Source organism: Sinomicrobium endophyticum, assembly GCF_052983315.1.
Genome location: NZ_JBRKIS010000041.1, coordinates 203,408 through 219,589, shown reverse-complemented (window position 1 = coordinate 219,589; position 16,182 = coordinate 203,408). Strand labels below are relative to the sequence as shown.

Below are 16,182 nucleotides of genomic sequence, written 5' to 3'. Positions count from 1 at the left end.
AACATTCTTGGGTATTGTGAGAATGGGATAACCTTTTGTTTTACAGTGTGTAAGGTTTTTGGAATTCGCACTACCCCCTTGGATTTTGTCCCTATTGTCATACAATATGCCATTAATTTTGATTAATATTCATAACTTTGAACTATTCCATACCATATTAATGATTTTGGGCCCCAAGGGTTGAAATCCATCGGAGTCCATGACCAAATTGTTTTTCCGGTCCATCATTGGAACGGGGAAGAGGCCCTTCCCCAAAGGGAAATCCGCGAACAGTGGATACAGTCATGGGACCATGTATCTATATAAAGACGCTTCTTGTTTTTGCAATGTGAGGAACCGGAGTATGTCCTATTGGTACCTACCCAAATCCTTTCCCTTTGCAAAAAATGTGAACCGGCAGCAGCACTGCCGTGCCAAGATGTGCCAACATTGATCAACACCGTTTCGCTTCCATCTTATTCCACCTACCGCTCTGTACCACGGCACACCTGGTCATTCCTGCGTTGAAAGGCGCAGGGAACAATGCTTGTTTCACCCATTAATAGGAGAGCCATGGAAGATATTGTATGGAACAACAGTATGTCCGGAACCGGGAAACCCCGGGAGCACCAATCGGACAGCGATGCGGAACTCTGGGCGGCATTCCTGTCCGGAAGTGCCAGAGCCTTCGAGACCATTTATTCCCAAAACTTTGAGGCGTTGTATTACTATGGCCTGAAACTGGTGCCCGACGTGGCCCTTGTGGAAGACTGTATCCAGGAGCTTTTTATCCTGTTGTGGGACAAAAGGGAACGATTGGGCAAGGCCAAGACCATCCGTGGCTATCTCTATACTGTATTGCGCCGGAACATCTTCGAGGAAGCCCGGAAGCGGGGCAAGATGCTTTCCCTGGTGGATGGCAATGAGCGTCAATTGACAAAGGAGACCGCACCCGAGGAACCGATGGGGCAGGAGGAAAGCGAAGAACTGTCCAGAGCCTTAGAGTCCGCAATGCAAACCCTGAGCCATAAACAACAGGAGCTTCTCCACCTTAAGTACCACGGTCAAATGAACAACAGGGAAATCGCCCGTATCACCAAAATACCGTACAGCCAGGTTTGCTACCATCTGAAAACCGCTATAGAGCAGCTTTACGGCAATTTAAAGCGATTTCAGCCGTGAGACCAACCTGGGCAAAGTAACTACACATGCTCCAGAGGACTTTGGAAGATACAAAATCAAGTTGTGTAAATCATTGATAAAAAGTGATTTAGGAAATATTTCTAAAAATACTGTCATTTTTTTTCTAAACATTTAGCGATTTCCCCTCTATATAGTTAAAGAGGCGTTCTTTTTATCAGAAGTAATATGGTTATGGAATATCAGCATTATAACGAAGAGGATTTTATCCGGGACGACTACTTTTTACAATGGGTCCGGGAACCCGATGAGGATAGTACCTCCTACTGGATGGATTTTCAGGAAAAATACCCGGAACAACGAGCGGTTATGGACAGGGCCAGGGAAATGGTCCTGTTGCTGACCAAAAGGAAAAACGAGCCCCAGGTGCGACAGGCCAAGGGCAGGATATGGGACACCATACGGGAACAGACGGTGGAGACGGAAGCACAACACGGTGTGCGCAGACTAAAGAAGGATACAGGGTTCCGGCCTTTGTATATGGTATCAGGGTTAATAGTTGTAATGGGCCTCGCCATACTGGGGATGTACACTTTTGGGGTATTTACAGACCATAAGGTGGCGGGCCCTCCCCAAATTACCCTGCAATTGCAGGACGGTAGCCAACAGCTGATCAATGAAAGTGATACCCGGACCATTACCACCAAGGAAGGTCAGACACTGGGCAACCAGGATAAGAACATACTGAAATACAACAATACACAACAGGACGCAACAAAAGAGCTGGCATATAATGAGCTTAAGGTGCCTTATGGGAAAAATTTTGAATTAGTGTTATCTGACAGTTCTCACATATATTTGAATGCCGGCTCTACGTTGCGTTTTCCTGTACAGTTCCTGCCGGACCAACCCAGGGACGTGTACCTGGACGGGGAAGCCTTTTTTGAGGTGACTACGGATAAGGAAAGACCCTTTAGGGTAGTTACCAACAAAATGAACACCAGGGTGTATGGCACCAGGTTCAATGTCACCAGTTATAAGAACGAAGGCAATACTTATACCGTACTGGAAGAGGGGAGCGTGGGGGTGTACCCGCCCGAAGCAGAAGAATCCGAACCTGTAAAAATTGTTCCAGGCCAACGGGCGGTGATGGAAAACGGCAGCATAGCCGTGGAAGAAGTGCGGGTGGAAAAGTATGTGGCCTGGACACGGGGCGAGCTCTACTTTAAGAATGATTCCTTTGCCTTGATTCTAAAGAAACTAGAACGGCACTATAATGTGGAAATCGAAAACCGATATCCCAAACTGAACCCCTTGGAATTTACCGCCACCTTTAAGGACAAGACCGTAGAAGTAGGAGAAGTTCTGGACGTTTACCGGAAACACACCCCATTCAACTATGTCAAGGAAGGCAACACCATAACCATTACCCCGCCGCATTAGACAACGAGCAAAAACCCACTACCCCCATATCGGAATGCCTCAAAACAGCCCTATCCAAAGGTAGGGCAGGGCAAACCCACCCCAAAACGAACCTGTCAATTACAAACAAACCGCTATGGTATTGTAAACGATTGTTCAATAGTAATTCGATTGTATGAAAAATATCAGGTACATACTGGTCATGGTTTTGCTGTTATCGCTTCGTATGGAAGCGCAAAGTGGAGACCCTGTGGAATGGGAGTTTTCTACCAAAGCAGTGGACAAGGATACCTATGAGGTATATATGACCGCCAACATGGAGCATCCATGGCATATCTATTCCCAGTATATGGAAGACGGAGGTCCTGTCCCCACAACCATCACCTTTACCGAGAACCCTGCCATCCAATTGATAGGGGAAGCCAAAGAAGACGGTATTCCCATAGAAAAGTACGAAGATGTCTTTATGCTGGATACCCGCTATTATGAGGGCGTGGTCCATTTTGTACAGACCGTAAAAGTAAAAACGGGTACCAAAACTCCAGTAATCGTGAAAGGCACGGTCTTGTTTATGGCCTGTTCCGACGAACAATGCCTGACCCCACAGGAAAGAAAATTTAAAGTGACCCTTGACCCGGACCACAAACAAGGGTGAATAAGGAGGTTGGATTCCAAAATTCAACCTCGAATACAAGGATATATTAAAGAAAGGCTGTGAACCCAGCCCCAAGTGGAAAGTAACGGAAAGCACAACGGGAAGTGCGCTCACACTCCCCGAAGTTGTTGATTAAGATTTTAGCGTTAACCAAAACCAAACAAATTTATGAAATTTTTTACCAAACCCTGGGACGGGCCTTTTCTTGTCCCCAAACCAGACTTGAAGATGAAACTCACTGTACTCCTTTTGGTCATTTCGTTGTTCCAGCTGCGTGCAGCCGCAAGCTATGCCCAGAAAACAAAGATTACCCTCAACATGCAGGGGGTATCCGTATTGGAAGTCATTGAAGAAATCGAAGCGATTTCCGACTTTGGTTTCCTTTACAGCGAAAAGGATTTGGACCTGGAGTGGAAGGTTAGTGTCAAAGCAAGGAAAAAGGGAATTGAGGACATCCTTGGAACCTTATTTAAGGATAGTCCGGTAAGCTATAACATCAGTGATAAACTCATTATCCTGACCAAAAGTGGGAGTGTCCCAAACAATAGCACTGACCCGAAACCCAATGAAAATTCAAGGGAAAACCAACAACAATTTGAAGTGAATGGAACGATTACCGACCCCGAAGGAAACCCTTTGCCCGGGGTGAATATTATCATAAAGGGTACGAAGCAGGGCACCATGTCAGACCCGGACGGGAAATATACTATTCGAGTCAGTGTTGATGACATCCTTACCTTTTCCTATGTAGGGTTTAAAAAGGTTGAGCTTCCTGTAAAAGGACCTGATAATATAGACATACAAATGGAAGAGGATGTGACGTCCCTGGAAGGCGTGGAATTGAACGCAGGATACTGGAAGGTAAAGGACCGAGAACGCACCGGAAACATAAGCCGTCTAACCTCGGATGAAATTGCCAACCAACCTGTTCCCAATGTGATGGCAGCGGCCATAGGACGGATGCCCGGGGTGAATATTCAACAAAACACCGGTCTCCCAGGCGGAAATTTCACTATAAGGATTAGGGGACAAAATAGTTTGAGGTCTGATGCCAACGAACCTTTATATATTATTGATGGGGTACCTTTTTCGTCTACTTCTTTAGCGACAGGTTTATCGGCCGTTGCCTTTAGAAATTCGAATGCGGTAAGTCCATTAAATGCAATCAATCCAAATGATATTGAAAGTATTGAAATTTTAAAAGATGCGGATGCCACGGCTATTTATGGTTCTAGAGGCGCAAATGGTGTCGTATTGATCACCACCAAAAGAGGAAGTGTAGGCAGGACCCAAGTCGATGTGAACTTTCAACACGGTATTGGTAAGGTGTCCCATTTTATGGATTTATTAAACACGCAGCAATATTTGGAGATGAGGCGAGAGGCCTTTTCTAATGATGGAATAGAACCTAGGGCAAGGGATTATGACGTGAACGGTATCTGGGATACGAACCGGGATGTCGATTGGCAGAAACGGTTGCTAGGGGGGACGGCGGAAACTACAAATGCCCAACTATCTATATCAGGGGGAAATGAGAACACTCAATATCGATTTAATGGGGGCTACTACCGTGAATCTACAGTATTTCCCGGAGACTTTTCTTATGAAAGGGGATCTGGACTTCTTGATGTAAATCATAGGTCAGAAAACAGGAAATTGAAGGTAAACATAACAGTAGGTTTTACAAAGGACAAAAATAATTTACCAAATCAAGATTTCACATATAGAGCTATATCATTAGCTCCTAATGCTCCAGAACCTTTTGATGAAAATGGTAATATCAATTGGGCAGATGGTACTTGGGGTTTTGCAGGTTCTCCCTTTTTAGAATTAAAAACACCTTATGATAATAATACAGAAAATCTAATAACCAATGGGTTGTTTAATTATACATTGTTACCGGGGTTAAATTTAAAAACTAGTGTGGGGTATACGACGACCCGGTATAAGGAAAGTGTATTGACACCAATAAGTACAAGAAATCCCACTGGATCTATAACTACTGGAGAAGCACGATTTGCAGATAGTAATAGCCGTACTTGGATTGCAGAGCCACAAATAGATTTCCATCGAGAAATAGGTAAGGGGCAGTTAAGCATATTAGTAGGAACAACTTTTCAGGAAAATATCAGGGAATCACAAGAGATAATTGCACGAGGAATAGGGAGTGATGCTCTGTTGAAGAATTTAAGTGCTGCAACAACAGTTATAACTTCCAATAATTTTTCTGAATACCGATATCATGCCATTTTTGGACGTATCCATTATAATTGGGATAATAGGTATATGATCAACCTGACCGGTCGTCGGGATGGTTCATCCCGTTTTGGTCCGGGCAACCGTTTTGGCAACTTTTCGGCCATAGGAGGTGCCTGGGTATTTTCCAATGAAAAATTTTTAAAAGAAAATAATTTTTTAAGTTTTGGAAAGTTACGTGCCAGTTATGGTACTACGGGGAATGATCAAATACCGGACTATGGATATTTAGATGCTTATAGTTCTATACAATCTTACCTAGGAGGAACCACATTGACCCCTGCCCGCGTAGCAAATCCTAATTATAGTTGGGAAGTGAACAAAAAGTTTGAGGTGGGATTGGAATTGGGTCTATTTAAGGACAGGTTGTCTTTATCCACAAGTTATTACCGAAATCGCTCTTCCAATCAATTGGTAGGGTTATCACTTCCTGCAATTACAGGCTTTACCTCGGTACAGGCCAATTTACCCGCTACACTACAGAATATGGGTTGGGAATTGGAATTGACTACGAGAAACATGCAATCCAAAGATTTTAGTTGGACCACTTCTGTAAATTTGACTATTCCTCAGAATAAATTGATAGCGTTTCCCAGTTTGGAAGGTTCTCCATATGCAAATAGATATGTTGTAGGAAAACCCTTAAGTATAGCAAAGACATATCAGTATCTTGGGGCAGAGGTGGAGACAGGAGGGTACCAATTTCAGGATGTAGATGGGGATGGGCTTATTTCCTTTCCAAATGATGCCCAAACGGTTGTCGAAGCCGGGCAGCGGTATTATGGGGGAATCAATAATTCTTTTAGTTATAAAGGCCTGCAACTGAATTTCTTTTTTCAATTTGTAAAACAGATTGGAAAAAGTCACCGGGGCTTTCCTTTTGTAGCTCCTGGTTTTGATTCAAGAGTGGGAAATCAACCGGTAGATGTAATGGATCGTTGGCAGCAGTCTGGGGATGGTACAGATGTTCCAAAGTTTTCGGCAACTGATGTTTCATATTACTATTCACATCTTAACAATTGGAGAGTAAGTGATCAATCGTTTGTAGATGCTTCCTTTATCCGGTTAAAGAATATTTCTCTTTCCTGGGATTTTCCAACAGATTTCTTACAAAAGTTAAAGTTACAGCAGGTCCGAATAACTTTCCAGGGACAAAACCTATGGACCATAACCAATTATAAGGGCTTAGATCCGGAATCCGCTGTATCTGAGCGGCTACCACCTTTACGTATGCTCACAACCGGTTTACAGATAACTTTTTAGAATATAATAAATCTTTGAACAATGAAAGTCAATATTAAATATAAAAGGCAGACAGGACGTTTTAATTTCAGATTTTTATGGATTTCTTTTCTATCCATTTTAGTTCTTTGCACAGTCCCTTCTTGTGAAGATTTTGTTGAAATTGACCCACCGATAAGCGAATTGGTTAGTGAAACGGTATATACAAATGATGAAAATGCTGAGGCTGCTATAAGAGGTATTTACAGCGGGTTACTTACAGGATTTGCCAGTGGAGGTCTTTCAAGCATTACTTTTTTAGGAGGAGTATCGGCGGATGAATTGGATGAGTTCTCGCAAACAGCTGATCTCTTAGGTTTTTATACCAATGAACTAACTCCCGAGAATGGAAGAGTAAATAGTATTTGGGGGTCTTTTTATAATATCATTTATCAAACAAATGCTGTATTGGAAGGCCTGGATAATTCAACAGCTATCAGTACAGAAGTAAGTATGCGGTTAGAAGGCGAAGCAAAATTTCTAAGGGCATTTTGTTACTTCTATTTGGCAAATCTATGGCATGATGTGCCTTTGATAACCAGTACAAATCTTGAAGAAAATCGATTTGCTCTCCGTACTTCAATTTCTGAGGTTTATGAATTGATAGTCAAAGACCTAAAGGATGCTGAAGAATTGCTTCCGGAGAACTATGCACATGCTGGAGGTGAACGTACAAGGGTTAATAAAAGTGTAGCTTTCGCATTATTGGCAAGGTGTTATCTCTATCTTGGAGAATGGGACAATGCTGAAATCCACGCAACAGAAGTTATTGAGAACTCTAACTATTTTCTGGAGGATGATTTAAATAATGTATTTCTAAAAAATAGTAATGAAGCCATATGGCAATTAAAACCATCAAGCGGAAATACCAATGAAGGCGGGATTTTTATTCTTACCACTGGTGCAGGTTTTGCAGCTTTATCTGACCATGTGATGGATGCTTTTGAATTAGAAGATGAGCGGAAAATCAATTGGACGGGAAATTTTACAAACGATACAGGAACATGGAATTACCCTTTTAAATATAAAATAAGTTCGGAGCCTAACCCCGACAATGTTACAGAATATTCCATGATATTACGTTTAGCTGAGCAATACTTTATCCGTGCGGAAGCGAGGGTTCAACAAGGGAAAATTAGCGGAGCTCAAGAAGACCTAAATAGCATTCGAAACCGTGCAGGCTTGGAAAATACTACGGCAGGTACACAAGCAGAACTACTGGATGCTATTCTACAAGAAAGACATGTCGAGCTCTTTACAGAATGGGGCCATCGTTGGCTGGATCTAAAACGGACAGAGAACTCCGGGGAAGTACTTGGTCCAATAAAATCCGGTTGGGAGAATACTGATGTATTATGGCCCATTCCCCAAACAGAAATAGATAATAACCCCAACCTCATTCAAAACACAGGATACTGATAAAAAAAAACAAAACAATTATGAGACAATCGAATTTAAAAGTCGTTTTCTTGATATGGATATTCAACTTTTCTTTTGCACAACAAATGGACGCTGGATATGAACCTATGGAAATCGGGGACACAGTTCCTGATATTACTTTATCCAACTTGATTAATTATCCCACGGAAACAGCAAAATTATCGGATTTTAAAGGTAAACTACTTATTTTGGATTTTTGGAGCACAGGTTGTATTTCATGTATTGAATCATGGCCCAAGTTAGTTTCCTTGCAGGAAATGTTTAAAGACAAAATACAAATTGTCCTTGTAAATTCTTTTCAAGGAGATTCTATTGTTAAGCCATTGGTAGAAAAAAGAGAGCGAGTTTTAGGCATTAATATGTCTCTATTCCCGATAGCTTGTGGGGATTCCGTTCCTAAACAGCTATTTCCACATAATGGGGTTCCACATATAGTGTGGATTGACCAGAATAGAGAAGTTCGTTCCATTACAGTAGGAAGTGAATTAAAAAAAGAAAATATTCAGGCATTCTTTGATGGAAATGCTATTATGATAACTCAAAATGGTAGCTCGGGAATGAAAACAAAAAGAGGATATAATTTACGAGAACCATTTTTTGTCAATGGAAATGGACAGGAAGATTTGGCCAAAAAACTAATTACACAATCGGTACTTACCGAAGCAGATTATGATTTTTTCGGTTTTTTCAGCTTTTTTCCACGTGTAAAAGTTGAAAAGCGTAAGAATAATAGCAGGTTTATTTATGACATTGAAAATCTTAGGGGGCTTGTTGCTGAACGAGCTTCAGTAAAAGGGCTATTTGCATTTGCTTATGAACAGAGAGCAAAAAATATGATATCTGGTCATAGTAGAACACTTTTAGAAAATAGACCGGGAAATCGAGTAGTATTTAAGGTAAAAGATACCACAAAATACAACAATTACTATAGTTATCAACTAACGATAAACCAGCCGACTTCATTAGGAGAGTTACAGAAAATGATGCGATTGGACCTTGAAAAGTATTTTGGATTGAAAGCAAGATGGGAAAAGCGCAAGCGGCAATGTTTAGTGTTTTCTGTAAAAGATACTACGAGAATAAGCTATAATGGATTGGGAAAATCATTATTTGAGATCAATGACGTTGACTTTAAAGTCAGCGGTCCATCAGGTCGTAGTTTTATGTCGGAGATTATAGATTGGATGGAGGTATCGGTTACTGCTTATTATGTTTCTGCTTATGATTATAATAATAAAAAGTGGCCTATTATAGATGAAACCGGAATAAAAGGGCCGGTTTCTATCGAAGTGGAGGCCGATGTGTTTAATCACAAAGAATTGGATAAAGCATTATCTAAGAAATATGGTATGCGGTTAACCTTAGAAGAAAGAGATGTGGATGTGTTGATTCTATATGAGTCGGAGGTGTCCAAGAAAAAAGAGGCCGTCTTTTCTTTTTAGAAAGATGGCCTCCTTTTTTTGGATTCTGATAATGAATTCCCTATCTATCTTTAAAAGATTAGATTAATGAGAAACACTCCTCTTTTTAATAACCATGCCACAGTTATCTTCCCGGGCATCAAATTCTCCGAAGTCAATTACATCACATCTACATACTTCTGAACCTCCGGAACAATTTTCTACAAAGGTACATGCCTTACATCCTTGACCTGGGACATCTGCTGTTGGTTCAGCTTGCATGAATTCAGAGATTTCGGCTACTGAAGAATTCTCAGACTCAACTGGTATAGCAAATGCTAGGGTAATTGCCATAACAAATACTAAAACGGGCATAATAATTTTAAATTTTTTCATAATATTGTATTTTAAAAATTAATGAAAGACGCCTACTCTTTTCTACAGGTTTTCGGTCTTTACCCCTGGTCATCGCGCAATGATATTTTTAATTACCGTAAGGTTTCTGTTTTAATTTAAATTGGATAATAGCTATAACTAACCATATCGTGGCCGTATAAAACCAATATGGTATTGTTTTCTAGGACCATAAATGCTTCAGCTTTTTTTTTCTCATAGGGTTGGATATAAAAGCTAAATTGATATGAGCCATCCTTAAGACGATACACATCGATTACCGAAGCACTTTCAAAATTTTTCACATTTTCATTTCCTGCCAGAATATTGGAGTTGTTGAAGAGAAGGCCATTACTGATACTGTTTTTTTTATTGACCCTCAACGGAGGTGAGGACATTGTCATACTGTTTTCTGAGCTTATTTTGTCTACACTTATCTTGACTTTGTTAATTGTATCTATGGTTTTACTGGTATGTTTTAATTGAAGATTTGTGTCTATACACAAGTACTGGTTACGATAAAAATATACGTATATCAATTGCTCCATTTTTTTATCAAAATGTAGCATACCGTCTGTATTAAATATGTTATCTTCTTCCTGTGTTTCCAACAGGCCGGGGTAAACTTCAGGCCCATTTTTTCCCTTGGTAATTTTGCAGAAAGTGCCTTTAAAATTGTTATTGACCCTTATTAAGGCAAAAGAACTATCCGATATAGGTTGCGCATGGGTAAAAGTTGAGTTAATGTTCTCTAAATAGGGTGAAGCTACCCAATTGCTGATATTCCCTCGATATATAAAAGGCATATTGCCATCAATTAAATAGAAATAAGGAATGTCCACTTTAACCTCCAAAGATCTGTATTTTAGGTTGTCAGCTTTTATAATATGATACGCACTATCCTTCAGGTTTTTTGAGTTTAATTCCAATACATACCCTATGGACTTCCAGTTACCCAGGAATACCCTGTCCGCGTCTGTCCCAGCAAAATAGTAGCCATGCTTACCGAGGTTCAAGGTGTCTATGGGCTGCAACACTCCCTCTGGAGCAAACACCCGTTCAAACCCCGTATGCTTGTGGTTTTCCTTTATAGGTGCAGCGATATGAAGTGCCAGGACGATAAAAATCCCAAAGAGGAAAGTAATTAGCATTAAGATGGATGGGCGTTTCATGGGGTGTAAGATTGCATGTTACAAGTTGTGCAAGGATCTTTGGCCGTTCAAAAAACAATAGCCAATGCCCTTCCGGACGGAAGGGAGCTCAATGCGAATATCCCTGTTCTCCGAGGGGTGCCAGGTCTTCCCGTTGGTAGCGGGGAGGGGTCAGTAATAGTATGCCTATGGCCGCAAGGGCTATAAATACAATATTGAATATTAAATGTTCTGTCCATCCCAGCTTTTCCAGTACCCCGCCGCAAGAGCAGGGGATGTGCTCACTAAAACTGAGAATGGCTATAATATAGGCAGTGAACATCACCATAAGGGCAAAGGCCCCGTACAACCCATAGAGTCGGAGCCTTGGCCATGCCAACAAAAGCGCAATCAAAATTTCTATGATAGGGATAAACCAGGCCGTAAAGCCCGCTATGTTGGTCAATAATGGAGACTGTCCTATTTGCACCGTGAATTTTTGTACGTCGGTGAGTTTACTAACGGCAGCATACACAAACAATAGGATAAAAAGAAAACAGATGACCTCGATAACGATACCCTTGTGTCGTCTAAAGAAGTTGGGCAAAGCTGTTAGGATCGGTTTCATCAGTTCGTTTTTTGTTCGTTATATCCTCATGTTGTCATCCAGTGTAATAGGGTTTTCTGTTCGTGTGTTGGTAAAATTCTGTAAATCAATTGGAAGAATATATGACCTATAGAGAGTATTTTGTACTCAAAAACGACTGTTTTTCATTAAAATCGGGCCATTTTGCCCTAAAATCCAGCCATTTCTGTCCTCATTTCTGGAAAAATGTGACCTAAAATCTCTTTGGATTGTGTACGATGCAACCCAAAAAAGAACAAAATCAACTGTTTTATATCCAAAATCCGATCAAATTAAACCTTTTATACACTGGGCTGTTTTTGATTGAAAAATAATTTGAAGGAAAATGAGGTAATCTGCCAAAAATGGTTTCAAAAACCAACATCCTGTGACATTTCAAACCAAAAAAATGTATTTGGAACAATAAAAAATGGGTAGTTCGGATTTAGGACGTTGTTTGGCCGGATTTAGGTAACAACCAGTCCATTACAATCCTATAATTTAGCTTTCGTAATTACAGACAACCGACCCTCTTCAAGGAACCACCGGTTCCCGATGCCTTGATTTATACCCGCATTTTACCATTAAAAGCTACCCCATGAAATGGCTGACCAAATACCGTACTTCGGTCATATATACTATTGCACTTTTGCTTTCCATGTTGTTAATGTACACGGGCCTTACCAAAATCTGGGAAGGTGATCTTTTTTACCACAACATTATTGATTCGCCCATATTTGGCGGGGAGACCACGGCCCTTGTAGTTTCCTGGCTCTTTCCATTCCTGGAAATATTGACGGCAATGGCCCTGTTATGGCCCAAAACCAGACAACTGGGCCTATTCATGGCCCTGGGCCTGCTATTGATTATAACCACCTATATTGTGGCCAATGTGTATTTCAGTGAAACCATACCCTGTACCTGCCGCACGTTTTTCTCCGCATTGGATTGGCAGGGACATTTGTACCTGACCCTGGGGTGCCTGGTGATCACTGTTCTGGCCATAATCTTATACCAGACAAAGACGAAGAGAACTTCTACATATAAAACCCGTTTTGTTGCGCAGCAAAGCCAGGAGTAAGCTGAAAACCTGTAATAGAGTAGGCACTTAATTATTAACTTAAAACAATTTGATATGAAAACTAAATTTTTATTGCCTGTACTGGCACTGATATTTGCCACAGGTATGTCGTTTGCGACCGCGAATCTGAATGCCGATCCGAATTTTGATTATATTCAAAGGAACGGTTGGGAAATGATTCCTGAAGTTACCACATGTACCCCCGATGCTCAACCTTGTTTAGGAGAATCACAATCGGATGGATTAATTTATCAGGTGTTTGATTCACCAAATGAATTAGATCCAAAAAGTGGAAATGGAGAAGTGGAGGCTGAATTACCTTGAAAATTCAATTCTTATAGGAGGTGCCCAAATCGAGGCACCTCCTTATCATCTTATCACTTACCCATTATGAATTCATAACGGTGGTTCTTGTTCAGATATTTTTTTGCCGTCTCCATTACATCTTCAATATCTAGTGATCTAAGGTAATTTTCCACTTCTGTTTTGTCTAACCACGTAGCATCATACTTATAATATTCATATAATCTCTCGTCAATTCTTGAATTATTAAAGAAGCCAGTGGAATATTTACCATCGATTTCTTTAAAGACCCGTTCAACCTCATTCTTATTAATTGTGCCATTCTTTATTTCTTCCAACAATTGGTGAATCGTCTCCTGCAACAATCGGAATTTTTTGTCTTTTTCCTTTTCAGTTCCCATGGCATTGAAATCTATCCTTAAACTAATTTCGTACCTGGCACACTCAAAATTATATCCCCCTGAAGCCGCAGGAGTGTACACTGAAAGATCATGATTTCGCAATACAGTAAGAAGACGATTTCTGATCATTGTAATTAAGGCATCCACTTTTATTCTCTCTTTCCAGCCAAAATTTGCAGTGACAATATATTTTTCTGCATATACCATACCTTCGTTCCCCTCGGCATAATCCGGTACAGGAATCCTATATAATATTGGTCCATTGTCCAGTTTTATCCTCTTTTGATAATCTGATTTACTTTCTTTTTTAGATGCTCTGTCTGGTAAATTGCCCAAATATTGCTGGACCATATTTATAACGACATCCTTATCATAGTCTCCGGTTATTGTAAAGGTAAAATCCCTGGTCCTACCGAAGAGATCTTTGTAGTGCTCGTAGCTTTTGTCTATAGTAACCTCGGGTAGTCCATCCACCATCGCTGTCGTATTGTTATAATTAATGTTATAATCCCCGGTCAATGATTTCATTGCGTTGGCCATATCATTGCGAGGCATATGCCATTTTACATAATTCTCAATGCTACTTTGCTTCCAATCAGAAAATGCATCAGGATCCTTCCGAGGTTCACGGATATATAAATATATTAGCTGAAACATTGCTTCCATATTTTCGGCCATAGCCTCACCATTTATACCCGTTTCAGCTACATCGATGTATGGACGTACTTTTACCTTGTTTTTTATTGATGATAAATACCGGTTGATTTCAAACTTGTTCTTGTCACTAATTCCTGCGTTAAGTACAATGTCTGCGGCGTGTATTGCTGAAAAATAATCTCTTCCTTCAAAACATTGGGCCCCATGTGGATTGAAACCGTGTATTTTGACTTTTCTAGAGTCTTCATTTAGTGGCAGTAGGACAACCTTAATTCCATTATCCAGAACCAATTCATGAGCACCGGTATCCTGGTTTATTCCTTTATCAGTAAAATTTCGTTTGGTCAACGACAATACTTTATTTTCCTGCATGATATTTTCAGGTATTTCCGGTGGTCGATATGCTTCAACCGGAGCATTCCAGGCATTTTTTATCCAGGAACGTATATCGTTTTCATTCAAGGATAAAACGCTGTTGCCCTCGTAGGCAGCAATACCAATATCATCGGGCATAGCAGGGATCAAGGCTTTTATTTCCTCGTTTACCTGAGCTAAGGACAACCCTTGGAACCAGTCTTTTAAATATGTACTCTTATCTTCTGGCAGTGCTTCGCCATAAATAAAATGAGAGCTCATTTCTTTAATCCAAGAGGACCCACTTTTACTTTTGCCATTATCCATTTGCTGAAGCTCTTCTTTCTTCAGCATCTTCCATTCCTCTTCCAACAATCCGTATTGATAGAGCTGACGTAAAAGCCTGGTGGCATTTTCAGTTCCTTTTTTTGCACTATTGTTCTTGTTATCTATAAAAATAGTGAACATATTTCGTGCTTGGAATATGCCAAAAGCCTTGTTATAAGTCAGATACTTGTTGAATGTACTGAAATCCATATTATATTGTTCTTCTTCAAGGCGGGTACGAATCAGAAGGGCTTCGGATAAGATGTTCCAGAGCAATTCTCGTTTCAACCCTACTTCGGTATGGAGCTTAGCCTTGGTATAGGGATCCCTATACCCTAAATGAAGTATTACTTGTTGCTTGTCAATGTTATCCTGATTCTCCGGGGTGCAAGCTACCTTTGCAAACTGAGGTTCTTGATTAAAGTATATCGAATCCGTATTCTTCCATCTCCTTGGATTTCTTGGCGTGGGGATTTTTGAGAATCTTTTTTTCACCATAGCTTCCAAACCATCCACATCCTTTATATTACCCACTATCATTAGTGCACCCAGGTCCGGACGGTACCAGTCGTTATAGTAACGTCTTAAAATGTCTGGCTCAAAAGTTCTGTAATATTCCAAGTGATAATTCAAATCATTTTGCCAGTTTCTTGCCCCGGGATCTATTTTTGATTGCAGTTCAATTCTTGATATCTCCCTAAGGTCGGCGCCGTTGGAGTTCTTTCCAATTCGTTCCTGTATCAAGACTCCTCTTTCCGCATCAATCTCTTTGGTGGTAAGTTTAAGGCCTCCACCAACAATGTCTTTGAACCATAATATCCCTTTTTTAAGGGCATATAGATTCTTTTCAGAAATTTCAAAAACATATTGTGTATAATATTTTGAGGTAAAAGCAGTAATATCGCGAAACTCCATTTCTAGACTGTCCAATTGGTTTGGAGCCTTAATTCCCAATGGGAAATTCTCACTGGACTTGAAAGCCATATGTTCCATAAAATGGGCTATGTCAATCTGATCCATGTCCTGTATACTTGAGCCTCCTTTTAGAATCAAGCTCATGTTTATCTTATCGGACGGGGAGGAAGTAGGTTTAATATAATAGGTAAAACCATTAGGAAGTTTCCCATAACGGATGCTTTGATCTAGTGGTACGGTGTCATTATTTGGTTGTTTTTGGCATTGCATTGAAAATGCTGTACCTATCAATATTAGAATAAAATAAATATGATTGAATTTCATGAGTTGTTTGAATTTTTGAAACATTAAGTCATGGAAAAACTTCCCCAACCCAGAAAATGTTGGGGAAATTGATTGAATAATTTAATTAAAGGGCTTTCT

Annotated in this window: 12 protein-coding genes; 8 read left to right on the top strand and 4 right to left on the bottom strand. The window is 40.3% G+C overall.

Annotated features, from left to right (window positions below; translation table 11 throughout):
* The first annotated feature begins 552 nt into the window (after positions 1-552).
* The 6 genes from ACVBDU_RS16195 to ACVBDU_RS16170 all read left to right on the top strand — a co-directional run bounded on the left by ACVBDU_RS16195 (position 553) and on the right by ACVBDU_RS16170 (position 9,615).
* On the top strand, positions 553-1,161 hold the full coding sequence (locus ACVBDU_RS16195) for an RNA polymerase sigma factor (RefSeq protein WP_447180766.1): 609 nt from the start codon (positions 553-555) through the stop codon (positions 1,159-1,161).
* Between the two features lie 192 nt (positions 1,162-1,353).
* Complete coding sequence (locus tag ACVBDU_RS16190) at positions 1,354-2,562, top strand: FecR family protein (protein WP_447180765.1); 1,209 nt, start codon at positions 1,354-1,356, stop codon at positions 2,560-2,562.
* Between the two features lie 154 nt (positions 2,563-2,716).
* Positions 2,717-3,196 carry a protein-disulfide reductase DsbD domain-containing protein gene (locus ACVBDU_RS16185; RefSeq protein WP_447180764.1) on the top strand — a complete coding sequence of 160 codons (480 nt, stop codon included), beginning with the start codon at positions 2,717-2,719 and terminating at the stop codon, positions 3,194-3,196.
* Positions 3,197-3,364: 168 nt separating this feature from the next.
* Positions 3,365-6,715 (top strand): TonB-dependent receptor, encoded by a 3,351-nt coding sequence (locus tag ACVBDU_RS16180; protein WP_447180763.1) that lies wholly within the window; start codon positions 3,365-3,367, stop codon positions 6,713-6,715.
* Positions 6,716-6,736: 21 nt separating this feature from the next.
* Positions 6,737-8,152: a RagB/SusD family nutrient uptake outer membrane protein gene (locus ACVBDU_RS16175; RefSeq protein ID WP_447180762.1), complete on the top strand. Its 1,416-nt coding sequence runs from the start codon at positions 6,737-6,739 to the stop codon at positions 8,150-8,152.
* Positions 8,153-8,172: 20 nt separating this feature from the next.
* Complete coding sequence (locus ACVBDU_RS16170) at positions 8,173-9,615, top strand: TlpA family protein disulfide reductase (RefSeq protein ID WP_447180761.1); 1,443 nt, start codon at positions 8,173-8,175, stop codon at positions 9,613-9,615.
* 63 nt (positions 9,616-9,678) lie between these two features.
* On the opposite strand, the gene ACVBDU_RS16165 is transcribed toward ACVBDU_RS16170, so the two are convergent.
* The 3 genes from ACVBDU_RS16165 to ACVBDU_RS16155 form a co-directional block, all read right to left on the bottom strand.
* The gene (locus tag ACVBDU_RS16165) at positions 9,679-9,969 is read right to left on the bottom strand and encodes a DUF6520 family protein (RefSeq protein ID WP_447180760.1); all 291 of its coding nucleotides are present in this window, start codon (positions 9,967-9,969) and stop codon (positions 9,679-9,681) included.
* Positions 9,970-10,085: 116 nt separating this feature from the next.
* The gene (locus tag ACVBDU_RS16160) at positions 10,086-11,117 is read right to left on the bottom strand and encodes a hypothetical protein (protein WP_447180759.1); all 1,032 of its coding nucleotides are present in this window, start codon (positions 11,115-11,117) and stop codon (positions 10,086-10,088) included.
* 109 nt (positions 11,118-11,226) lie between these two features.
* Positions 11,227-11,724, bottom strand: a complete 498-nt coding sequence (locus tag ACVBDU_RS16155; RefSeq protein WP_447180758.1) for a MauE/DoxX family redox-associated membrane protein — start codon at positions 11,722-11,724, stop codon at positions 11,227-11,229.
* Positions 11,725-12,319: 595 nt separating this feature from the next.
* On the opposite strand from ACVBDU_RS16155, the gene ACVBDU_RS16150 reads away from it, so the two are divergent.
* Together ACVBDU_RS16150 and ACVBDU_RS16145 are read left to right on the top strand one after the other, a co-directional pair.
* Complete coding sequence (locus ACVBDU_RS16150; protein WP_447180757.1) at positions 12,320-12,802, top strand: MauE/DoxX family redox-associated membrane protein; 483 nt, start codon at positions 12,320-12,322, stop codon at positions 12,800-12,802.
* Between the two features lie 54 nt (positions 12,803-12,856).
* The gene (locus ACVBDU_RS16145) at positions 12,857-13,126 is read left to right on the top strand and encodes a DUF6520 family protein (protein WP_187964532.1); all 270 of its coding nucleotides are present in this window, start codon (positions 12,857-12,859) and stop codon (positions 13,124-13,126) included.
* Between the two features lie 53 nt (positions 13,127-13,179).
* On the opposite strand, the gene ACVBDU_RS16140 is transcribed toward ACVBDU_RS16145, so the two are convergent.
* Positions 13,180-16,083: a M16 family metallopeptidase gene (locus tag ACVBDU_RS16140; RefSeq protein ID WP_447180756.1), complete on the bottom strand. Its 2,904-nt coding sequence runs from the start codon at positions 16,081-16,083 to the stop codon at positions 13,180-13,182.
* Positions 16,084-16,182 lie beyond the last annotated feature (99 nt).